Here is a 20,180-nt window from a genome sequence, read left to right as displayed (position 1 = left end):
GTGTAAAAGAGCGGGCGTAGCTCAGGTGGTAGAGCATCAGCTTCCCAAGCTGAGGGTCGCGGGTTCAAGTCCCGTCGCCCGCTCCAATGAATAAGAAGAAGGTTTGGGAGTTGGAAAATTCAAAAAAGTTAGACCTTTTCTCTTTCTTAGTTTCACTTTCAATACACGTTGCGATTCTGATTGCCATCTCCATTAATAACGTCCTCTCCGGAAAAACCTACGAGGTTGTAAACGTTGTTCCTATCTCTTTTGACACAGAGGTTGAGTCAAACCTTATAGGAGTTAAGCCGGTAAAGGGGAAGTTGAAGAGCGGAGCTCCCAGAACCCAGAACTCCGTCACCGGTGGAAACCGCTCCGTCAGGAGGTGGGGTGGAGGAGGAGCTCCCATCAGCAGCCCAAAAGAGAGGGGCATCGGCAGAAAGTCGGAAAACAGAGGAGCAGGCCTCTCTCCATCAAAACTTGTAAGAAACCTGAAAACAGGTAGAGGCCCAAGAAATATAGAACTCTCAGTTGACCTTCCAGACAGAAAAGGAAAAGGGCTACCTTCCATCTCAAGGTCTAAATTGGTTCCCTACCTGATAAAGGTCAGAGACATAATAATGAAGAACTGGAAAATACCCTACTACTCAAACGCTCCTAAGAAAAGGAGAGCCGTTGTTGTGATAACGTTAAAAAACGACGGCTCAATAGACGAGTTAACAGTAGAAAAGCTCTCTCCCGACATCACCTTCAACCGGTCGGCAATTTCCGCCATATATTCTGTAAAGTCATTTGGCCCTTTCCCGAAAGGGGTAAAGGAGAAAAAGGTTAGGTTGAAGGTGAAGTTTGAGGTTAAGTAAACCTGAACTCATTTACGCCTTAAGCTCCCTCTGGGTAAAAACCCTGAAGGTAGAGGTAGAATTCCTATCTGCTCCTAAGTTCCCGTCAATAGTAGCATTCTGGCACGGAAGGATGTTCCTCTTACCCTTTGCCCTCAAAGAGTACGCTGAAAAAGTGGCCATTCTTATAAGCAGACACAGAGACGGTGAACTGATAGCCCAAATTGTTGAAAAGATGGGATTTAAAACCGTAAGGGGCTCGGCGGGAAAGGGAAAAGGTGGAGAAAGGGCTTTTAAAGAGATGGTTAAACTGATAGAAGAGGGCTACACCGTAGCAATAACTCCAGACGGACCCAAAGGACCAAGGGAAGTAGCAAAGCCCGGAGTTGCAAAGCTTGCTATAAAAACTGGCGTTCCGGTTTACCCTTTAACCTTTTCGGCTAACCGGAAGTTCAACCTCAACTCTTGGGATAGGTTCCTCATACCTTACCCATTTTCAAAGTGTAGAGTCATTTTAGGAGAACCTGTAAATCCTGAAAACTTTAAAAGCGAGGAAGAACTGAGAAAGGAGATTGAATTAAAATTGAAAGAGCTTACAGAAGAAGCCGACAGGGGGAAAAGATGAACAGTGCAATAGCCATAATCTCGGATTTCGGCCTTAAAGACCACTACGTAGGAACAGTTCATGGAATTATTTACGACGTAGCCCCAGAAGCAAAAGTGATAGACATTACCCACTTTGTAAAACCTTTTGACGTAGTAGACGGAGCCCTGAAACTCAAGTGGTCTTTCAGGTACTTTCCCACAGGGACAATCTTCCTGTGCTTAGTTGATCCAGACCCTTCTGCAGATGCTGTAATAGTTACAACCGAAAATTACTTTCTGGTCTGCCCAAACAACGGAATAGGAAGCCTTATGTTTGAAGAGGAACCACCGGAGGCCGTCCACAGAATAACGGCAGAACACTACTTTGTAAACAGGAGAAGGGCTGGAAACTTCAGAAGCAGAGACCAGCTGGTTCCGATTGCGGCGGAGCTCTCCCGTCTTCAAACGGCATCCCACTTAGGTGAAGAGATGGATTTAAAACAGCTCAAAAGGTTTAAACTACCAGAACCTCAACCTATAGGAAACAACATTTATGAAGCAATCGTTTTAGACGTTGACTACTTTGGAAACTTGATACTGAACGCAACGGGAGATATGGGCCTTCCAAAAGCTACAGAGATAAATGGAGTGAAAATTACAAAGTCTCAGGAGAGCTTCTCGGGAGTTAAAAGGGGAGAGCTCTTCATTTCCCTCAATCCGGAAAACCACGTTCAGATAGTTGCCTACATGTCAAACGCCGCCAAACTTTTAAAGGCTACAAGGGGAACAAAGGTAAAACTCTACTACTGATGGTGAAACATGTGGGACGAAGTATTTGACGTAATAGTTGTGGGAGCAGGCCACGCAGGGTGTGAGGCGGCACTGGCCGCTGCAAGGATGGGGTGCAGAACTGCCGTTTTCACGGTGAACGTTGACAGAATCGCCGAGATGTCCTGCAACCCCGCTATAGGCGGCGTAGCAAAGGGAACAGTAGTTCGCGAGATAGACGCCTTAGGCGGGGAGATGGCAAAGAACATAGACGAGACGGGAATTCAGTTCAGGATTTTAAACAGAAAAAAAGGACCTGCTGTAAGGTCTCCAAGGGCTCAGGCCGACAAAGAGGCCTACAGGAAGAGAATGAGGCAGGTGATTGAGAATACAGACAACCTTCAGGTGATCCAGCAGATAGTTGACGACATAGTTGTTGAAGACGGAAAAGTTAAAGGGGTAATCACCCACCTTGGAGCCCGCTACGGAGCAAAGGCCGTTGTAGTAACTGCCGGAACCTTCTTAAGGGGAAAAATCTTCATCGGCTTTCAGGAGTTTGAAGGTGGAAGGATGTGGGAACCGGCCGCAAATAAACTCTCATCTTTTTACGAGAGACACGGCTTCAGAGTGGGAAGACTTAAAACGGGAACTCCCACAAGGATTGACGGAAGAACAATAGACTTTTCCAAGATGGAGAGGCAGGACGGAGACGAACCTCCCCCGTTTTTCTCATACTGGACAGAGCCAAAAGAGATAGAGCAGATACCCTGCTGGCTTACCTACACAACACCTGAAACCCACAGGATAATAAGGGAGAACCTCCACAGGTCTCCCATGTACGGAGAGTGCAAGCTCATAAGCGGAGTTGGAGTCCGCTACTGCCCGTCAATTGAGGACAAAATAGTAAAGTTCCCAGAAAGAGAAAGGCACCACGTATTTGTTGAGCCGGAAGGGAGAGACACGATAGAGTTCTACCCCAACGGAACTTCAACAAGCCTTCCCTACGACGTTCAGGTGGCAATAATAAGGTCAATTCCAGGCCTTGAGAACGCAGAAATAGTAAGGCCGGCCTACGCCATAGAGTATGACTTTATAGACCCGAGGCACCTCTACCCAACCCTTGAAACAAAAACCATAAAAGGCCTCTTTAACGCAGGCCAGATAAACGGAACAACGGGGTATGAGGAGGCTGCAGGCCAAGGAATAGTTGCAGGAATTAACGCAGCCCTCCACGCCCTCGGAAAAGACGAAAGGTTTGTTCTTGGAAGGGATGAGGCTTACATAGGCGTAATGATAGACGACCTCGTAAATAAAGGGGTTCGTGAACCCTACAGGCTCTTTACATCAAGGGCTGAGTACAGGCTTCTCTTAAGGTACGACAACGCCGACTACAGGCTTGCAAAGTACGGCTACAAATTCGGCCTTTTAACAAGGGAACAGTATGAGAGGGTTAAGAGAAAGTATGAAACCGTAAAGATTTTCATAGAGAAGCTGAAAGAGGTAAAGCTGAAGCCTGAAATTGTAAACCCGATTTTAGAGAAGGAAGGTTCCACTCCGCTGAAAGAGAGTAAAAGCGCCTACGAGCTCTTAAAGAGGCCTGAAGTTAAGTTAGAGGACATTCTCCCTCTCATTCCACTTGAGCTAACAATTGAAGATAGAAAACTCCTTGAGGAGATATTGGAAGAGGTTGAGATAGAGGTTAAGTACGAGGGGTACATAAAGAGGCAGTTAGAAGAGGTTAAAAGGTTCAGAAAGCTTGAGAACATAAAAATTCCAGAAGATTTTGACTACGACATTGTTCCAATCTCTGTTGAGGAGAGGCAGAAACTAAAGGAAATGAAGCCGTTAACCTTGGGTCAGGCTGCAAGACTTGAGGGGATAAGGCCTGCGTCAATTCCTATTTTGGCCGTTTACATTGAGAAGTGGAAGAGGGGAGAGCTCCGAAAGGAGAAAGCCTGATGGAGAGGTTAAGGGAGCTCTGCCATCTCAACGGAATAGAGCTGACAGAGGAAGAGCTTAAAAAGTTTGAAGTTTACAGGGAGCTCCTTAAAAAGTGGGGAAAGCGGATAAACCTCACGTCCCTTTTAACAGATAGGGAAATAGAGGAAAAACACTTCTTTGACTCTCTCTTAGGCCTTCTGGCCTTTAAAAAGGCTGGAATAGAGGTAAATGAAAAGTCTTTCTGCGACGTCGGTTCAGGAGCAGGCTTTCCCGGTATTCCACTTGCCATTGCCGTAAAGAGCTCCGTTTTCACACTGGTTGAGCCGAGGAAGAAAAGGTGTGTATTTTTAGAAGAGGTCAAAAGGCAGCTAAAACTAAAAAATGTTTCTGTTCAGTGTTCAAGAATTGAGCAAGTTAGCGGAGATTTTGACATTCTGACAATGAGGGCAGTTGAAGACCCTGAAAGCGCAGTTGAGATAACAGAGCATCTGTTAAGTAAAGGAGCTCTTCTCTGCATCTACAGGGGAAAAGAACCTTTTAAGGGAGAAATTCCCGGCTACAGAGTCAAGGAAATTGAATTAGAACCCAAGGGCGTAAACTTCAAGCGCCACTTTTTATTTATTGAAAAGGAGGAGTGATGGAAGAAAGGAGAACTTCAGTAATAACCTACCCTGAAGAGAACAGAGCCTCAATTCTTGGAAAAACTTACCTGCTCTTAACTGTCGGCTTCATAACAATGGCTTTAGGAACTGGAGTCGGTTTTCAGTTCCTCCCTATGTTTGCCCATTTAGGAAAGTGGGGATACCTGATACTCTCCTTAGTTGCAACTATAGGAACAATGTTCTTAGCCCTCATCTTTCAGAGGAACATTCTGGGCTATATTTTCTTTACACTCTTCACGTTTACAGTGGGCTTTTTTGACGCTCCGGCAGTGGCAGTAATCTTCCAGTCTCCGTTTCTCCTTGAAATCTTTAAAGAGACAGCAATCATAACCGGGGTAGTTACGGGAGCTCTCAGCCTATTCGTTCTGATTACAAAGAAGGATTTTGGCTTCTTAGGAGGCTTCCTCTTTACAGGACTTGTTTTAGTTGTAATCATGGCTGTTGTAGGCCTATTCTGGCACAACTCACTGATGAACGTTGTAATGTCTGGAATGGGAGCTCTCGTCTTCTCAGGCTACATCCTCTACGACACCTCCCGCCTTGTAAACGAAAAAGGAAACCCTGTTGAAATAGCCATTGCACTCTTTTTAGACATCATCAACCTCTTCTGGTCTCTCTTCAACCTATTAGTTGCACTGAAAGAAGAGAGGTAGTAGTTGGAGCTCTTTGAAGGGAAGAAGCCTCTCCCTGCAAGGATGAGGCCGGAAGACTTTTCAGAGTTCATAGGCCAGGAGCACATAATTGGAGAGGGAAAACCCTTAAAGAAACTGATTGAGAAAGGCCAAATTCACTCCCTCATCTTCTTCGGCCCCCCGGGAACGGGGAAAACGGCACTTGCCCATCTAATAAGCAGAAAGCTGAAGGCAGACTTTTACGAGCTTAACGCCGTTACATCAACAGTTTCAGACGTTAGAAAGGTTCTTGAAAAGGGCAGAGAGAACAGGAAGTTAGGGAGAAAAACGATCCTTTTCATAGATGAAATCCACAGGTTCAACAAAGCCCAGCAGGATGCACTCCTCCCAGATACAGAAGAGGGGAACGTAATACTCATTGGAGCAACAACCGAGAACCCATACTTCAGCCTCACGCCTGCCTTAAGGTCAAGGGTGAAAATCTACAGGTTTAAACCGCTACAAAAGGCAGACCTCTTGAAACTCTACAATCTGGCAACAGCAAAAAGAGAGGGGCTTCCCGGTTTTAAAGTTCCAGAAGAGGTATTAAACCTATTAATAAACGCCTCTGCCGGAGACGGAAGGAAGTTCTTAAATTTTTTAGAGGAGCTCCACACGTTAACCGGTGGAAAAGAGCCAAACTTAGCCCTTGCCCAGGAAGTTGTTGGAGAGATAAACTTCTCAATGAGCGAAGACGAACGGTTTGACCTCATCTCAGCCCTCATCAAGTCTATGAGGGGGAGCGACCCTGACGGAGCTCTCCACTACGCAGTAAGGCTCTTAGAGGCGGGAGAAGACCCTAAGTTCATAGCAAGGCGCCTCGTGATATTCGCCTCTGAAGATATTGGAAACGCAAACCCGGAGGCACTCTTAATTGCAAACGCAGCCCTTAACGCCGTTACTAACGTTGGGATGCCCGAAGCTGCAATAAACCTTGCACACGCAGTTATCTACCTCTCAAGCTCCTTAAAGTCAAACGCCGTTTACAGAGCCCTTAAAGAGGCACAAAAAGATGTAAGAGAAGGATTCCAGCCTGAAGTTCCGCAACATCTTAAGGCTGGAAAGAGGAACAGGGGATACAGGTATCCACACAACTACGAAAGGAGCTGGGTAAAGCAGGAATACCTGAAAGATAAAAGGAAATACTACAGACCAAAAGGAGTTGGATTTGAGAAAACTTTAGAAAACTGGCTTAAGTGGATGAGGGGAGAAACTGATAAAATTGAGCCGACTAAAGAAAAAGAGGTAGATGATGAAGTTTAAGGTCTCCGTTCCCGCCTCAACCAGCAACTTAGGTCCCGGATTTGATGCCTTAGGCCTTGCACTAACCCTCTACAACGAGTTCTACGTTGAACCGTCTGAAAATTACGAAGTTGAGATAGAGGGAGAGGGGACTGAGGAGCTCCCCAAAGACGAGAAAAACCTCTTTTTAAGAGCCTATAGAAGTTCTATGGAATACCTGGGATTAAACCAGCCTATAAAGGTAAAACTTGTAAACAGAATACCCTTGGGAAGGGGGCTTGGGAGCTCCGCAACTGCAATCGTTGGGGGAATACTTGCGGCTGAGAAGATCTCCGGTAAAGAGCTCTCACTCCCAGAGGTTATAGACATAGCCTTCAAATTTGAGCCACATCCAGACAACGTTCTCCCTGCCTACACCGGAGGCTTTGTAGTTGCAGCAACAAACGGAGACCTCTCATACGTAAAACTTGACTGGCCTGAAGACCTGAAAGTTGTGATAGTTGTCCCCGAGCTCTTCCTCTCAACAGAGGAGTCCCGTTCCGTTCTGCCAGACAGCTACAGCAGGGAAGATGTCATCTTCAACATCCAGAGGGTTGCGCTGCTTTTGGGAGCTCTCCAGAAGAGAGACTACCAGCTCCTCAAAGAGGCCGTGAAAGACAGAATCCACCAGCCCTACCGGTGCGACCTGATTCCCTCCTTCTGGGAAATCCTCTCAGAAGGCTACAAGGCCGGAGCCTACGCCGTCTACCTCTCAGGAGCCGGAAGCTGTATCGGAGCTCTCGCCGACAAAAACTTTGACGACATCGGCAAAGCAATGTGCAACGTCTTTGACGCCTTAGGCATAGAATCCCGCTACTTAGTCTTGGACGTTGACAAAACCGGCGCTAAAATCTCAGAAACCTAAACAAAGAGGAATAGTGCAGGAAAAAATTAAAGAAGAAATAGCCTTCTACAAAGATTTGCTGAAAATCGTATCAGCTTTCTCTTTTGGAATAGGTGGCGGAACAATCAGTCTCCTGTTTAAGCCTACGAGTGGAATTTCCTTAATTCTGCTAACCCTTGGCGGGGTATTAGAAGTTGCCTTGTTGGTTATTTCAGGCTGGATTATCTTAAAAATCAAGAAACTCTTAGCGGAGTTAATAGATGATTGAAACCGTCATAGTTGCCTTAGTAATTGGAGCCATATTTCTGGCATTCCTGTTTTTCCTGTTCTCAATCTTTAAAGTTGTAAAAGAAGAAACTTAAATAGATACAACACAAAAACTCTAAAAGGAATTAACTTTTCCAAGATTACTTAATTGTTAAAGTCGCTTAAGAACCCGTAATTTGGCGCTGCGGGCGGCGGGGTTGTGGGAGATTTCTTCTTTGGTTGGTTCAACAGGTTTTTTGGTTACGATTTTAAAGCCCTCTGGTTCAAGTTTTTTAAAAAGGTTTTTGACGAGTCTATCCTCTAAAGAGTGGAATGTTATTACAACCAACCTGCCGCTGCCTTTTAGAAGATGTGCGGCTTTAGGAATGGCAGTTTCTATTTCCTCAAATTCTTTATTAACGTAAATCCTTATAGCCTGAAAAGTTTTTATAGCAGGATGTTTTTTCCTCCCAGCCCAGAGTTTTTTGGGAATTACCTCTTCAACGATTTTTGCAAGCTCTGTTGTCGTCTCTATCGGCTTAACTTTCCGTCTTCTAACTACTTCACGGGCGATTTTCCTTGCAAACCGCTCCTCTCCGTACTTAAATATTATCTCTGCAAGCTTTCTCTCTGGAAGTTCGTTAACAACCTCTCTTGCAGTTAACCTCTGGCTCCTGTCCATTCTCATATCTAAAGGTTGCTCCTGCCAGACTGTAAAACCTCTCTCTCCTCTAAGGTGAAAATGGGAGACTCCAAGGTCAAAGAGAACTCCGTCAACCTCTGAAACACCTTCAGTTTCTAAAACTCTATCTATCTGAGAGAAGTTCGCGTGGTAGACGGCAATTCTGTCTCCGTAAGGCTCAAGTCTTTTGAGAGCTCTCTCTATGGCCTCTTCGTCTCTGTCTATGGCAATCACTCTATTTTCAGGGTTGGCTTTCAGTATGGCTTCTGTGTGCCCTCCGCCGCCAAGGGTTGCATCTACAAAAGTTACACCCTTTTTGGCGTTGAGATAATGGATAGCTTCTTTCAGCAGAACAGGAGGGTGATAAATCTCTCTCTCCACGGCATCTCCCTGCACAAAATTTGTGCAATTTTAGGGTTTTAATACCAAACTGTGTGCAGCTTCAGTGGGAAAATAGGGCGGAGCTCCCCCCATTTCAATCTGGCACGCAATTTGCTCTAAAGTTGAGCGAAACCACAACAGGAGGAGACCGTGAAGAAAGTTGAAGCAATCATAAAGCCATTTAAGTTAGATGAAGTTAAGGAAGCCCTTTCGGAAGCAGGAATTACCGGAATGACAATCTCTGAGGTTAAGGGCTTTGGAAGACAGAAAGGCCATACGGAGCTCTACCGGGGAGCTGAATACGTTGTTGACTTTATCCCCAAAATTAAGGTTGAAGTTGTTGTTCCAGACTCTTTAGTTGAAAAAGCCATTGAAACAATTATGGAGTCGGCAAGAACGGGAAAGATTGGAGACGGAAAAATTTTCGTCTCTCCTGTTGAAGAAGCTGTAAGGATAAGAACAGGGGAGAGAGGAGAGGGAGCACTTTAAAGGAGGTTGAAAATGGAGAAACTGCTAAGAGTGATTTTCTTCTCTCTTCTTCCGGCAACAGCTCTGGCCGGTGAAACAAAGGGGTTGAACACAGGGGATACAGCCTGGATGCTTGCTGCAACGGCTATGGTGATGCTTATGACTCCTGCAGGGCTTGCCCTCTTTTACGGCGGAATGTCAAGGAGCAAGAACATCCTTAACACGATTGGAATGAGCTTTCTGGCATACTGCCTTGCCTCTGTTGTATGGGTTCTGTGGGGATACACCCTCTCCTTCGGCCACGACGTTGGAGAAGTTATCGGAGGCCTTGAAAAGCTCTTTTTAAAGGGAATTACTCCAGAAACCTTGAGCGGGACGATTCCGGAGCTCCTCTTCGTTGCCTTTCAGGGAACATTTGCAGCAATCGCCGTTGCCATTGCCAGCGGCTCAGTAATTGAGAGGCTCAAGTTCTCAACCTGGTTAATCTTCGTTGTCCTCTGGATAACTTTCGTTTACGCTCCTGTAGCCCACTGGGTCTGGGGAGGCGGTTTCCTTGCCCACGACGGAGCCCTTGACTTTGCCGGAGGAACCGTTGTCCACATAAACTCCGGTATCGCCGGACTTGTAATGGCCATCCTTCTTGGAAAGAGGAGACACTACGGTAAAAAGGCCTTCTTCCCCTCATCTGTTGTCTTAACAGTTTTGGGTGCAGCACTCCTCTGGTTTGGATGGTTCGGCTTCAACGGAGGTTCAGCCCTATCTGCCAACGGCTCTGCTGCAACCGCCTTCCTCATAACAAACGTTGCGGCATCTGTAGCTGCCATCTCCTGGATGGCTACAGAGTGGATGTTCCTTAAGAAACCGACACTCCTTGGTGCAGCCTCTGGAGCCGTTTCAGGCCTCGTTGCCATTACCCCTGCTGCAGGTTATGTAAACGTTTTAGGAGCTTTCCTTATCGGCCTCGTGGCCGGAGTTTTGGGCTGGTTTGGCGTTTTCGTCCTGAAGAAGAAGTTAGGATACGACGACTCATTAGACGCCTTCGGTGTTCACGGCCTCAACGGAATCTGGGGAGCTATTGCAACAGGAATCTTTGCCGTTAAGTCTGTAGGGGGAACACCGGGCGTTCTTGAGGGAAATCTCCCTCTACTCTGGGTACAGACAAAGGCCGTTCTCATAACGGTTGTTTTCTCTGCGGTAATGTCTGGAGTTGTTTACGGTATAGCCTCTCTCCTCACAGGGGGAGCAAGAGTTCCTGAAGACGTTGAAATTGAAGGCCTTGACTCAGCAGTTCACGGAGAAAGAGGATTTAACCTCTAAAAAGAAAAAAGGGGGCGGGAGCTCCCCGCCCAAAGAGAGTGGAGGAAAAGATGAAAAGGCGCGCAGTAAAAATTTTAACAGGGCTTTTAGTCCTCTTCTCCTCTCTATCGGTTAGCGCAAAAACTCTCTCAGCTGGAGTAGAAGTTTCAGGGGGAGTTTCTATTTCAGTTTTTGAGGAAAACAGAACCGAAGAGGGGACAAGAACGGATAAAAAGATTGAAGATGCAGTTCTTGAAATTTCAAAAAGCGGGAAAAAGACGGGTTTTGACCTCTCTTTAGGCTCTCTGCTCCTTCCAACGGTTCTGAACAGCACGAAACAGCAGAACAAGGGAAACTTCGGCCTCAACAGGAACGGTGATAAGTTTGGACTTCTGTGGGGCTACTTAGAGATAAAACCTTCAGAAAACTTCAGTATAAAGGCAGGTGTGCTGCCTACGAACGTTGGATACGAGCTTCCAGAGAGCTACAAGAACTTCAACATCATCTACGGGATGGTCTGGAACAGCCAACCCTTCATCTACAGAGGAGTAAGGGCAACCTACACGTTTAACCAATCTCTACAGATTTACGGCGAGTACGACAGGGGGAAAGAGCTCAACGGAAACTCAAAAGACCACGCCCTTGGAGCGGGAGCAGCAGGAGCTATTAAAGGTTTTTACTACACAATTAACTACTTTGACTATGGAAACTACAAGAACCTATTTGACTTTACCCTTTCAACAGAGTGCAGAAACGTCAAATTAGGACTAAACGGAGACTACCAGTGGCTTGATAGAGACGGAAGCAAAGCTGGATATGGTCTGGCAGTGTACATAGTTCCAGAGATAGGGAAAATATCCCTACCTATAAGATTTGAATACGTAAAAGACAGGAACAATTCAGGGATTTACGGCTTCAACGACGAAGAAACCTACTCATTTACAGTTACTCCTACCTACAAACTCTCAGAACACACAACAGTTAGGGCTGAGTACTCATACGTAAAGAGTAATTACAGTGAAGCATTTAATGGCTCTGACCACAAGGAAATTCTCTCCTTCCAGTTCTCATATACCTTCTGATGCACCTCCCCTACAGCCCCCGTTGAAGGGGGCTTCTCTGTTAAAATTTATAAGGAAATTCTCTCCTTCCAATTACCATCCAATAAATGATAGAATTCATCTATGGAATCCCTTACAACAAAGTATCCCTGGGTAAAAAGGAAAACGGCTTACTGGGTATGGCTTAAAACAGTAGCAAGGTTAATCGGGAAACTATGTAGACTTGAAGTAAAGGGAAGGGAAAACATACCGGAAAAGGGGCCGGTTCTCTTAATGGCCAACCACAGAAGCTACTTAGACCCACCACTTGTTGCTTACGCCGTTTACAAAAGACCGGTTTTTTTTATGGCTAAAGCTGAACTCTTTACAACTCCAATTCTTGGAAGCTTAATTAAACACTGGGGAAACGCATTTCCGGTTAAGAGGGGAAAGGCAGACCTTACAGCACTTAAAACGGCACTTGAAATTCTGAAAAAAGGAGAGCTTGTCTGCATATTCCCGGAAGGACAGAGAGCTCCCGCTAAAAAATTCGTAAGGCCTAAGTGGGGAGCCGGAATGGTGGCGCTGAAATCTAAGGTTCCCATCGTTCCGTGCCTCATAGAGGGAAGTGAAGCAATAATAGGAAAAGAGGGGCTGATAAACGGAATTCCTAAGGTAAAAATTGCATTTGGAAAGCCTTTCCGATTAGATTTAGAAGATAAGAAGGAGAACTACCAGAAAGCTGCAGACCTGATAATGGAGAGGATAAAGGAGCTGAGAAGTGGAAATTAAAGTAGCAAAGAGTGCAGGCTTCTGCTGGGGAGTAAAAAGGGCAGTTAATATAGCAGTTGACGCCGTTGAGAAGGGAAAAGGGAGAGCTCTCTGCCTCGGAGAGCTCATCCACAACAGAAGGGAAATTGAGAGGCTGAAGAGTTTAGGGATGAACTTCATTGAGGATATGGAGGAGCTCCAAAGAGGAGATACAGTTGTAATCAGGTCCCACGGCGTTGCCCCTCAAGTCGTTGACTTTCTGAAGAGAAAGGGAGCTGAGGTTGTTGACGCAACCTGCCCCTTTGTAAAAGACGTTCAGGAAAAGGCAGTAAAACTTCAGGAAGAGGGGTATCCGGTTTTAATACTTGGAAACCCAAAACATCCAGAAGTGATAGGAATAGCCGGACACGTTAAAAGCCCGATGATAATCAATTCCATTGACGAACTTGAGAAACTTCCCAAAATGGCAAAGCTGGGAGTTGTCTGCCAGACAACGCTAAACCTCAACTTCTTTAGAGAGGCGATAGCCGTTCTTTCCCTTAAAGTAAAAGAGCTTAAGGTATACAATACTATATGCAGCGCAACATCAATAAGACAGAAAGAGACGAAAGAGCTTGCGGGAAAAGTGGACGTTATGCTTGTAGTTGGAGGAAAGAACAGCTCAAACACAACAAAGCTCTACCAGATAGCAAAGAGCGTTAACCCGAAGAGCTTTCACATAGAGTCAAAAGACGAGATAGAGGAGAGCTGGTTTGAAGGGGCGGAGAGCGTAGGTATAACGGCAGGTGCGTCTACACCTCAGTGGGTTATAGAGGAGATTATCCAGAGGCTTCAGGAGATCAGCCAAGGGGGAGACAAGAGTGGAAGGGGAGTTTGCGAAACTGTTAGAGGAGAGCTTTAAGAGGCTCAAACAGGAAGTTATAACGGGAACGGTTGTAAAGGTAACGGATAGGGAAGTTTTCGTTGATTTCGGCTGGAAGTCTGAGGGGGTGGTTCCGCTAAAAGAGCTTGGTTACAAGCCAAAGGTTGGAGACAAAATAGACGTCTGCGTTGTTGAGCCGGAAACGGAAGAGGGTTACGCTCTCCTCTCTGTAAACTGTGCAAGGTCAATAAAAGAGTGGGAGAGAATTGCAGACGAGATAGAGAAAAGGGGTATCGTAAAAGGAAAGATAAGACAGAGAGTCAGAGGGGGGTATAAGGTTCAGTTAGAAGAGGGAATAACAGTTTTCCTCCCAATGTCACAGGTTGACATAATGCCGGTAACAAAGCCCGACGACTGGCTTGACAGAGAAATAGAGGCAAAAGTCCTCTCTGTTGATAGGAAGAGAAGGAGCATCGTTATCTCAAGGAGAAAGCTCCTTGAAGAAGAGAGGGCTAAAAAGAGAAAAGAGACCCTTAAAAGGCTGAAAGAGGGGGACATTGTAGAGGGAACCGTTAAAAACATTGTTGACTTTGGAATCTTCGTTGACGTTGACGGAGTTGACGGCCTTGTCCACAAGAGCGATATCTCCTGGTCTGGCCTTAAAACCCCCTTTGACGTTGCAAAGATTGGGGACAGGATAAAGGTGAAAATCAAGAAAATTGAGAAAGATAAGGAAAGGCTCGTCCTCTCACTGAAAGATGTAAACCCCGACCCGTGGGAGAGGATAGAGGAGCTCTACAAACCGGGAATGGAAGTTGAAGGGGAAGTTGTAAAGGAAGATAAAAAGGGCGTTTGGGTTTACCTGCCACACGACGTTGCCGGCTTCCTTCCTGCCGAAAGCTTGCCCAAAGGGGTAAAGCTCAAGTACAAGCACAGGTATAAATTCATAGTTGACAAAATAGACAGAGAGAAGAGGAGAGTTATACTGAAATGGCAGGAGGAAACACCCCAGAAATAAAGAACAAGAAGGCCTACTATGACTACGAGATTCTTGAGAAGTATGAGGCCGGCATAGAGCTGAAGGGAACTGAGGTAAAGTCCTTAAGGGAAGGAAAGGCAAACCTTAGAGATTCCTTTGTTAGGATTGAGAACGGAGAGGCATTCCTCTTTAACGCCTACATCGCTCCCTACACCCACGGGAACCTCTTTAACCACGAGCCCACAAGGAAGAGAAGGCTTCTTCTCCATAAGAGGGAGATAAAGAGGTTGATGGGAAAGGTTCAGGAGAAGGGGCTGACCATTGTTCCCTTAAGGATGTACTTCAACAAAAGGGGGAAGGTTAAGGTTGAAATAGCCCTTGTTAAGGGTAAGAAGAAGTATGACAAGAGAGAGGCTATAAAGAGAAGAGAGCTTGAGAGGGAAGCTCAGAAGGCGATGAAGTACTACAGGTAATTCTTCCATTTGCGCCCTTTTCAAAGGTGCACTAAATTTAATCGCGGCGGTTAGAAGCTGTCTGTGTTCATCGCACTCATACTTCTATTCTTAGAGCGGTTCTTCGGAACCGCTCCTTTTTATTTAACCGCAATCTGGGGTTAGAGATGGAAGAGAAAATTAAGGAAGTTGTAGATAGAGTTAGGGAGCTCCTCCTTCCCATTTTAGAGGAAGGGGGTTTTGAGTTAGTTGACGTTGAATTTGTAAGGGAGCCTGTTGGCTGGGTTTTAAGGATATACGCCGACAGACCTGAAGGTGGAATAACTATTTCAGACTGCCAGTGGATAAGCGAAAGAATTGGAACCCTTTTAGACGTTGAGGATTTAATCCACCACCCTTACAACTTAGAGGTCTCCTCTCCCGGCCTTAATAGACCTCTAAAAACCAGAAAAGACTTTGAAAGACAAAAAGGCGTTGTTATAAAGGTTAAAACCCATCAGCCTATGGACAACCAGAGGAATTTCAAAGGAGAAGTTGTATCAACTTCAGATAGAGGCGTTACTATACACGACGTTTCACGAAACGCAGAGGTTGAGATACCCTACGAGAACATAAAGAGCGCAAGGGTGGATATAGACTCCCTTTTCAACAAGTAAATACGGAGGAAACTAAATGGAAAGCCTTGGAAAGACGATAGAGCTCCTCTGCAAAGAGAAGGGCATATTAAAAGAGGACGTAATTGAGGCCGTTAAGGTTGGAATAATAAACGCCGCAAAGAAGGCGGGCTACAGGGGAAACCTTGTAGTGAAGATTGATGAGGACGGTAAAGATTTCGGCATATACCAGGAAAAGGTCGTTGTTGAAGAGGTAAAAGACCCTGACCACGAAATCTCTTTAGAGGAAGCCAGGGAGCTCCTTGGCGAAGACGTAAAGGTCGGAGATAAAGTTCTCATTGAGATAAAGACAGAGGAACTGGGAAGAATAGCCGCTAAAGCTGCCGCCCAGGTAATTCACGACAAGATAACAGAGGCTGAGAGGAGAGCTCTCTACGACTACTTCAAGGAGAAGATAGGAGACGTTATCTCCGGAACAGTTAAGGAGATAAGACGGAACGGAGACATAGTAGTTGACCTCGGAAGGGTTGTTGGAATCCTCCCTAAAGAGGAGCAGATACCGAAAGAGCGCTACAAAATTGGAGACAGGGTAAGGGCCTACATCTACGATGTTGTTTTTGACTACAAGAGGTATAACAGGAAAAAGCCCAGCAGGATTGAGGACTACCCTCCACCCTACGTAATCCTCTCAAGGACACATCCCAAGTTCCTAAAGAGGCTTATGGAGATTGAGATACCAGAAGTTGCAGAAGGATTAGTTGAGATTAAAGCAGTTGCAAGGGAGCCGGGAGTAAGGGCGAAGGTGGCCGTTGACTCTAAGGTTGACTACGTTGACCCGGTTGGGGCCTGCATAGGTGTTAAGGGAAGCAGGATTCTGCCCATTTCAAGGGAGCTCTCTGGGGAGAAGATAGAGATAATCAGGTGGCACGACGACGTTGCAAAGCTTGTAGCAGAAGCCCTTTCACCTGCAAAGGTTATCCACGCAGAGAGCTACGAGGACGAGAACGGAGACCTGAGGGTTGAAGTTGTCGTTCCAGACGACCAGCTCTCCTTAGCGATAGGAAAGCACGGCGTAAACGCAAGGCTTGCGTCAAAGCTTGCTGCACAGGCCGGTCAGGTTGTTGGAATAGACATCATTAAGGAAAGCGACTTCAGGAAACTTGAAGAGCTTGAAGAGGAGATGGAAGAGGAAGAATGAGGGCCTGTGCAGGCTGCAGGAAAAAGGATGAAACCGTCAGGTTCGTAAGGTTTGTGATTTTTGAGGGCCGGCCGGTTCCAGACGTTGCAAGGAGAGCTCCCGGCCGGGGCTACAACGTCTGCCCGACCTTTGACTGCATAAAACAGTTCGTAAAGAGGCAGTTTAAGGGGAAGGTTGACCCGAAAGAGGTTTACAACCAGACCCTCAACGCACTGAAGGAATACTTCCTCCACCTCCTCTCCCTCTCCCACAAAACGGGGATAACAGTAGTTGGGCAGGACAACATAAGGGAGCTCCCGCCGGAAAAAGAGGGAACTCTGATCCTTGCAGTTGACCTGAGTTCCAGAACAAAAGAGAGGCTTAAAAGGAAGGGAAACTTCACCGTTTTAGAAGACCTATTTACGTCTGAAGAGATTGGAAACGCACTGAGAAGAGAAACAAGGGCTGGGGCAGTTTTTGTTGAAAAGGTAGGCCTTGGAAGGAAACTCCACTCCGTTGCGGAGAAGATAAACTCCCTACTATCCTCCCGCCCTAAGGGTTAAAATAGGGACAGGGAGGTGATTATGGGAGACATCCTTGCATTTGGAAGCATAGTCATTGATAACGTTTTGGTTGTAAAGCGGTTCCCATCTGTAAACGAAACCGTTCAGGCACACAAGTACAGGTACACCTACGGAGGAGCAGGAGCAAACGTAGCCGTTGCAGCGGCAAGGCTTGGAGCTAAGAGCGGCCTATTTGCCGTTTCTGGAAGCGACTTTGAGAGGACAAACTACAGGAAACACCTCATTAAAGAGAAGGTCTCTTTAGACGGAGTTATTCCCGCCAGCTTCCTGATGCCGAGGAGCTTCATAATCAGCAAGGAAAACAGCGACGATCAAATACTCTTTTACTACGAGAATAAAAAGGGCGTGAGGGAGCTCCTCTTCCAGAACACCCAGAAAGCTGAAGAGCTCTCAAAGAAGTATGAAATCTGCCACTTCTCAACGGGGCATTTTGAGTTTTACTACCACCTGCTGAAAAGGAAAAAAGTCAAAAGTATCATCAGTTTTGACCCGGGGCAGGAGACTTTCTCTTACCCATACCGGGTAGTAAGGCTCTTACCTTTTGTCCACATGCTCTTTATGAACAACCACGAGGCAAAGAGGCTGAAAGAACTGCTGAGGTTAAAGAGCTTAAAGGAGCTAAAAGGTCCAAAGCTTATATGCGTCTCGCTGGGAGCTCAAGGGTCAATAATTATCTACAAATGTAAAACCTACAGAATTCCAGCAGTTAAACCGGCAAAACTTGTTGACCCTACAGGAGCGGGAGACTCCCACAGGGCAGGTTTCTTAGTGGCACTTCTAAAGGGTTACGATGTAAAAACCGCCGGGAGGATAGCCTCTACAGTCGCCTCATTCACAATTGAGGCCGAAGGAGCTCAGACGAGCCTTCCAACGTGGGAAAAGGTTGTAAGGAGGTATGAACACTTCTTCAAAGAGGAGTTCCCACAGCCTCAGAGCAGCTGGGAGGAGATAAAGAGGGAGCTCCTTTCGGGCTGAACTCTATCTCAAGGTGTTAAATGTTCCTCAGGAAGCAACCGGAAATCAAAACCATTGAGGATTTAAGGAATTTCATAAGGGAGTTTTTCAGGGGAAAGCCGGTTAAGGTCTATCTCTTTGGCTCAAGGGCAAGGGAAGACAACAGCCCATACTCAGACGTTGACATAGCCTTTGACTCAGAAGTTGATATAAGAAAAGAGCTGCTGATACTGAGGGAAGTTGTTGAGGAGAGCTCCCTTCCCTACAAAGTTGACCTTGTTGACCTTAAGGAAGCTCCTTACCTGAGGGAAACTGTAGAGAAAGAAGGGAAGAGATGGCTTTAAAAGAAAGGCTTGCAAGCTTTGAAAAGGCACTAAGTAGACTGAAAGAGGCATACAGAGAAGCCGTAAATAACAGAGGAAACCGCTACTTCCCCTTTTTCAGGGATTCAACTCTTCAGAGGTTTGAGTTTACAGTTGAAACCTGCTGGAAGGGAGTTAAAGCTTTTCTTATTGAAGTAGAAGGAATTGAGTGCCGTTCACCTAAAGGGTGCATAAGGGAGCTCTTCTCGGCCGGCTACCTAAACGAAGATGAGGCCATGAAACTCTTAGAAATGGTTAACGACAGGAACTTAACATCTCACACGTACAGAGAAGAAGTTGCAAACGAGATATTCTCCCGGGTAGGGAACTACATTGAGCTTCTGGAAAAAGTGCTGAAGGTTTTAAAAGGTGGAATAAACCGGTAGGAAGGGAGCCTAAGAGCTCCCCTTAATACAGTCTAAGTTCTCAAGCTTAACGTCATACTTCTTCCAGAGCTCCTTCAGTTTCTTCTCCTCTGCCTCTTTCAGCTTTTCCCTCTTTAAAACAATCCCGGCATACTTCTTAACCCTTTCATAGGAAAGAACTCCGCCGGGAACGTAGTCAAGAACATAAATGGTTGCAAAGGTTTTGTCTCCAAACTGGGCTATAACGACTTTACCCTTTTTGGGCTTCCCCTCTGCAAAGAGGAGAGCTCCAACAGGGTCTTTCGTATCCTTAAAGTAGAACCTCGGCTGCGCCCTAAAGTTTGCAAAACGTCTGGCAACTTCCTGCCAGGGTTTACCGCTCTCAAGGAGCTTCTTAACTTCTTCCGCCTTTTTCTTGCTGTCAACTAAGATAATAACGGCCTTTACCCTGTCGGGCATGAAGAACTTATCCCTGTTCTGCTGGTAAAAGGCTTTAACCTCTTCAGGAGAAACAGTTATCCCCTTCTCAAGCTCTTTCCTGAAAACGTCTATTGCTTTAGTCGCAAAATACTCTGTCAACATTCTCCGGAACTGAGGATTCTTATCAAGGCCTATCTTAAGAGCCTTCCTGTAGAAATACTCCTTGAAGAAATCCTCTTTTAACCGGTTCTTCACAAACTTTTCATCCTCTCCCTTTTTAATTTTGTGGGAGAGCTCTATACCGCAGCAGCTAACAGTTAAAAGATTGCCTTTTTTAGAAAACTTCAGCTTTTTCTCAACTTCACCGTAAATAGACGCAACGGCCTCATCGTAGTGCTTGACCCTCAGCTCATTCCTTATAAACTCCTTATCTCCCTTGCTCATTTTAGAAGGATCTTTCTTAGGGAAGAGCTCTTTAAATCGTTTTACAATCTCTTCGTCTGTAACAGGTTTTAAGCGCTTTGCCGCCTCTCTTGAAACGTAAAGGCGGGAAAGGTAGTCCTTTTTGAAAGCTTCTATCTCCTTATTTAAGCCGTACTTATCTGCAAGGCCAGAGTCTTCAACGTATTTAATTACCAATCTCCGGTTTACCATTCTCCTGAGGAGCTCCTCAGGGTGGGCAGAGAAAAAGGCCTTTGACTTATTACTCAACAGCTTTTCCACGTATTTGTAATCTGAAAGTGTTATTCTTAGCCCCTTCCCTTCTGCAAGAACTGTATCGGGAGAACAGACTTTCTCTCTCACAGGTTGAAGAGTCTTTCCTTTAGAAACTTCTGTCTTCTCAGAAACCGAACTCTGCGTGCCGCAGGCTGAGAGGAGGAAGAAAAATGTTAAGAGGAGAGCTCTTTTCATAAAAACCTCCGTAAACTTTTCTTAAAGTATATGAAAAAGCCCCGG

Annotated in this window: 24 protein-coding genes and 1 tRNA gene; 23 read left to right on the top strand and 2 right to left on the bottom strand. The window is 45.8% G+C overall.

Annotated elements, in window-relative coordinates; genetic code table 11:
• Window positions 1-10: 10 nt before the first annotated feature.
• The 10 genes from F8H35_RS00260 to F8H35_RS00215 all read left to right on the top strand — a co-directional run bounded on the left by F8H35_RS00260 (window position 11) and on the right by F8H35_RS00215 (window position 7,838).
• A tRNA-Gly gene (locus F8H35_RS00260) sits at window positions 11-86 on the top strand.
• A 24-nt stretch (window positions 87-110) separates the two neighbouring features.
• Window positions 111-839, top strand: a complete 729-nt coding sequence (locus F8H35_RS00255) for a TonB family protein (protein ID WP_472571570.1) — start codon at window positions 111-113, stop codon at window positions 837-839.
• Window positions 826-1,443: a lysophospholipid acyltransferase family protein gene (locus F8H35_RS00250; protein WP_472571569.1), complete on the top strand. Its 618-nt coding sequence runs from the start codon at window positions 826-828 to the stop codon at window positions 1,441-1,443. The genes F8H35_RS00255 and F8H35_RS00250 overlap by 14 nt, the downstream gene beginning before the upstream one ends.
• The gene (locus F8H35_RS00245) at window positions 1,440-2,213 is read left to right on the top strand and encodes an SAM hydrolase/SAM-dependent halogenase family protein (RefSeq protein WP_472571568.1); all 774 of its coding nucleotides are present in this window, start codon (window positions 1,440-1,442) and stop codon (window positions 2,211-2,213) included. Before F8H35_RS00250 ends, F8H35_RS00245 begins: the two co-directional genes overlap by 4 nt.
• 9 nt (window positions 2,214-2,222) lie before the next feature.
• Window positions 2,223-4,130 carry a tRNA uridine-5-carboxymethylaminomethyl(34) synthesis enzyme MnmG gene (gene mnmG / locus F8H35_RS00240; RefSeq protein ID WP_472571567.1) on the top strand — a complete coding sequence of 636 codons (1,908 nt, stop codon included), beginning with the start codon at window positions 2,223-2,225 and terminating at the stop codon, window positions 4,128-4,130.
• Window positions 4,130-4,750: a 16S rRNA (guanine(527)-N(7))-methyltransferase RsmG gene (gene rsmG, locus F8H35_RS00235; RefSeq protein WP_472571566.1), complete on the top strand. Its 621-nt coding sequence runs from the start codon at window positions 4,130-4,132 to the stop codon at window positions 4,748-4,750. Before mnmG ends, rsmG begins: the two co-directional genes overlap by 1 nt.
• Window positions 4,750-5,427 carry a Bax inhibitor-1/YccA family protein gene (locus F8H35_RS00230; protein WP_472571565.1) on the top strand — a complete coding sequence of 226 codons (678 nt, stop codon included), beginning with the start codon at window positions 4,750-4,752 and terminating at the stop codon, window positions 5,425-5,427. Before rsmG ends, F8H35_RS00230 begins: the two co-directional genes overlap by 1 nt.
• 3 nt (window positions 5,428-5,430) lie before the next feature.
• Window positions 5,431-6,708, top strand: coding sequence for a replication-associated recombination protein A (locus tag F8H35_RS00225; protein ID WP_472571564.1), 1,278 nt, complete (start codon window positions 5,431-5,433; stop codon window positions 6,706-6,708).
• Entirely contained in the window at window positions 6,698-7,591 is an 894-nt protein-coding gene (thrB, locus tag F8H35_RS00220) for a homoserine kinase (protein WP_472571563.1), read from the top strand. Before F8H35_RS00225 ends, thrB begins: the two co-directional genes overlap by 11 nt.
• Before the next feature lie 13 nt (window positions 7,592-7,604).
• Window positions 7,605-7,838 carry a hypothetical protein gene (locus F8H35_RS00215; RefSeq protein WP_472571562.1) on the top strand — a complete coding sequence of 78 codons (234 nt, stop codon included), beginning with the start codon at window positions 7,605-7,607 and terminating at the stop codon, window positions 7,836-7,838.
• A gap of 150 nt (window positions 7,839-7,988) precedes the next feature.
• Here the strand turns inward: F8H35_RS00215 and rsmH are convergent, their stop codons facing one another.
• Window positions 7,989-8,879, bottom strand: coding sequence for a 16S rRNA (cytosine(1402)-N(4))-methyltransferase RsmH (gene rsmH, locus F8H35_RS00210; RefSeq protein WP_472571561.1), 891 nt, complete (start codon window positions 8,877-8,879; stop codon window positions 7,989-7,991).
• 150 nt (window positions 8,880-9,029) lie between these two features.
• On the opposite strand from rsmH, the gene F8H35_RS00205 reads away from it, so the two are divergent.
• The 13 genes from F8H35_RS00205 to F8H35_RS00145 all read left to right on the top strand — a co-directional run bounded on the left by F8H35_RS00205 (window position 9,030) and on the right by F8H35_RS00145 (window position 18,824).
• Window positions 9,030-9,368: a P-II family nitrogen regulator gene (locus F8H35_RS00205; RefSeq protein WP_472571560.1), complete on the top strand. Its 339-nt coding sequence runs from the start codon at window positions 9,030-9,032 to the stop codon at window positions 9,366-9,368.
• A gap of 12 nt (window positions 9,369-9,380) precedes the next feature.
• Window positions 9,381-10,664 (top strand): ammonium transporter, encoded by a 1,284-nt coding sequence (locus tag F8H35_RS00200; protein WP_472571559.1) that lies wholly within the window; start codon window positions 9,381-9,383, stop codon window positions 10,662-10,664.
• Between the two features lie 50 nt (window positions 10,665-10,714).
• Entirely contained in the window at window positions 10,715-11,725 is a 1,011-nt protein-coding gene (locus F8H35_RS00195; protein WP_472571558.1) for an outer membrane beta-barrel protein, read from the top strand.
• A gap of 102 nt (window positions 11,726-11,827) precedes the next feature.
• Window positions 11,828-12,475 (top strand): lysophospholipid acyltransferase family protein, encoded by a 648-nt coding sequence (locus tag F8H35_RS00190; RefSeq protein WP_472571557.1) that lies wholly within the window; start codon window positions 11,828-11,830, stop codon window positions 12,473-12,475.
• Window positions 12,465-13,355, top strand: a complete 891-nt coding sequence (gene ispH / locus F8H35_RS00185) for a 4-hydroxy-3-methylbut-2-enyl diphosphate reductase (RefSeq protein ID WP_472571556.1) — start codon at window positions 12,465-12,467, stop codon at window positions 13,353-13,355. The genes F8H35_RS00190 and ispH overlap by 11 nt, the downstream gene beginning before the upstream one ends.
• Window positions 13,315-14,334: a S1 RNA-binding domain-containing protein gene (locus F8H35_RS00180; protein WP_472571555.1), complete on the top strand. Its 1,020-nt coding sequence runs from the start codon at window positions 13,315-13,317 to the stop codon at window positions 14,332-14,334. The genes ispH and F8H35_RS00180 overlap by 41 nt, the downstream gene beginning before the upstream one ends.
• Complete coding sequence (gene smpB, locus F8H35_RS00175) at window positions 14,307-14,768, top strand: SsrA-binding protein SmpB (protein WP_472571554.1); 462 nt, start codon at window positions 14,307-14,309, stop codon at window positions 14,766-14,768. Before F8H35_RS00180 ends, smpB begins: the two co-directional genes overlap by 28 nt.
• 146 nt (window positions 14,769-14,914) lie before the next feature.
• On the top strand, window positions 14,915-15,403 hold the full coding sequence (locus F8H35_RS00170) for a ribosome maturation factor RimP (protein ID WP_472571553.1): 489 nt from the start codon (window positions 14,915-14,917) through the stop codon (window positions 15,401-15,403).
• 16 nt (window positions 15,404-15,419) lie between these two features.
• Entirely contained in the window at window positions 15,420-16,559 is a 1,140-nt protein-coding gene (nusA, locus tag F8H35_RS00165) for a transcription termination factor NusA (protein ID WP_472571552.1), read from the top strand.
• Window positions 16,556-17,101 (top strand): DUF448 domain-containing protein, encoded by a 546-nt coding sequence (locus F8H35_RS00160; protein ID WP_472571551.1) that lies wholly within the window; start codon window positions 16,556-16,558, stop codon window positions 17,099-17,101. Before nusA ends, F8H35_RS00160 begins: the two co-directional genes overlap by 4 nt.
• Before the next feature lie 21 nt (window positions 17,102-17,122).
• The gene (locus tag F8H35_RS00155) at window positions 17,123-18,097 is read left to right on the top strand and encodes a PfkB family carbohydrate kinase (RefSeq protein WP_472571550.1); all 975 of its coding nucleotides are present in this window, start codon (window positions 17,123-17,125) and stop codon (window positions 18,095-18,097) included.
• A 20-nt stretch (window positions 18,098-18,117) separates the two neighbouring features.
• Window positions 18,118-18,420 (top strand): nucleotidyltransferase family protein, encoded by a 303-nt coding sequence (locus F8H35_RS00150; protein WP_472571549.1) that lies wholly within the window; start codon window positions 18,118-18,120, stop codon window positions 18,418-18,420.
• Window positions 18,411-18,824 (top strand): HI0074 family nucleotidyltransferase substrate-binding subunit, encoded by a 414-nt coding sequence (locus tag F8H35_RS00145; RefSeq protein ID WP_472571548.1) that lies wholly within the window; start codon window positions 18,411-18,413, stop codon window positions 18,822-18,824. The genes F8H35_RS00150 and F8H35_RS00145 overlap by 10 nt, the downstream gene beginning before the upstream one ends.
• Window positions 18,825-18,833: 9 nt before the next feature.
• Here the strand turns inward: F8H35_RS00145 and F8H35_RS00140 are convergent, their stop codons facing one another.
• Window positions 18,834-20,135: a peptidylprolyl isomerase gene (locus F8H35_RS00140; protein ID WP_472571547.1), complete on the bottom strand. Its 1,302-nt coding sequence runs from the start codon at window positions 20,133-20,135 to the stop codon at window positions 18,834-18,836.
• Between the last annotated feature and the right edge of the window lie 45 nt (window positions 20,136-20,180).

It is taken from the genome of Thermovibrio sp. (assembly GCA_015488335.1).
Lineage (GTDB): Bacteria > Aquificota > Aquificia > Desulfurobacteriales > Desulfurobacteriaceae > Balnearium.
This window is presented reverse-complemented; position numbering and strand designations above follow the sequence as displayed.

What these genes read in the sequence shown, in the direction of transcription:
- F8H35_RS00245 (WP_472571568.1), top strand. Translation starts at nt 1,440, where the DNA reads ATGAACAGTGCAATAGCCATAATCTCGGATTTCGGCCTTAAAGACCAC.
- mnmG (WP_472571567.1), top strand. Translation starts at nt 2,223, where the DNA reads ATGTGGGACGAAGTATTTGACGTAATAGTTGTGGGAGCAGGCCACGCA.
- rsmG (WP_472571566.1), top strand. Translation starts at nt 4,130, where the DNA reads ATGGAGAGGTTAAGGGAGCTCTGCCATCTCAACGGAATAGAGCTGACA.
- F8H35_RS00230 (WP_472571565.1), top strand. Translation starts at nt 4,750, where the DNA reads ATGGAAGAAAGGAGAACTTCAGTAATAACCTACCCTGAAGAGAACAGA.
- thrB (WP_472571563.1), top strand. Translation starts at nt 6,698, where the DNA reads ATGAAGTTTAAGGTCTCCGTTCCCGCCTCAACCAGCAACTTAGGTCCC.
- F8H35_RS00200 (WP_472571559.1), top strand. Translation starts at nt 9,381, where the DNA reads ATGGAGAAACTGCTAAGAGTGATTTTCTTCTCTCTTCTTCCGGCAACA.
- F8H35_RS00195 (WP_472571558.1), top strand. Translation starts at nt 10,715, where the DNA reads ATGAAAAGGCGCGCAGTAAAAATTTTAACAGGGCTTTTAGTCCTCTTC.
- F8H35_RS00190 (WP_472571557.1), top strand. Translation starts at nt 11,828, where the DNA reads ATGGAATCCCTTACAACAAAGTATCCCTGGGTAAAAAGGAAAACGGCT.
- smpB (WP_472571554.1), top strand. Translation starts at nt 14,307, where the DNA reads ATGGCAGGAGGAAACACCCCAGAAATAAAGAACAAGAAGGCCTACTAT.
- F8H35_RS00170 (WP_472571553.1), top strand. Translation starts at nt 14,915, where the DNA reads ATGGAAGAGAAAATTAAGGAAGTTGTAGATAGAGTTAGGGAGCTCCTC.
- nusA (WP_472571552.1), top strand. Translation starts at nt 15,420, where the DNA reads ATGGAAAGCCTTGGAAAGACGATAGAGCTCCTCTGCAAAGAGAAGGGC.
- F8H35_RS00160 (WP_472571551.1), top strand. Translation starts at nt 16,556, where the DNA reads ATGAGGGCCTGTGCAGGCTGCAGGAAAAAGGATGAAACCGTCAGGTTC.
- F8H35_RS00155 (WP_472571550.1), top strand. Translation starts at nt 17,123, where the DNA reads ATGGGAGACATCCTTGCATTTGGAAGCATAGTCATTGATAACGTTTTG.
- F8H35_RS00150 (WP_472571549.1), top strand. Translation starts at nt 18,118, where the DNA reads ATGTTCCTCAGGAAGCAACCGGAAATCAAAACCATTGAGGATTTAAGG.
- F8H35_RS00145 (WP_472571548.1), top strand. Translation starts at nt 18,411, where the DNA reads ATGGCTTTAAAAGAAAGGCTTGCAAGCTTTGAAAAGGCACTAAGTAGA.
- F8H35_RS00140 (WP_472571547.1), bottom strand. Translation starts at nt 20,135, where the DNA reads ATGAAAAGAGCTCTCCTCTTAACATTTTTCTTCCTCCTCTCAGCCTGC.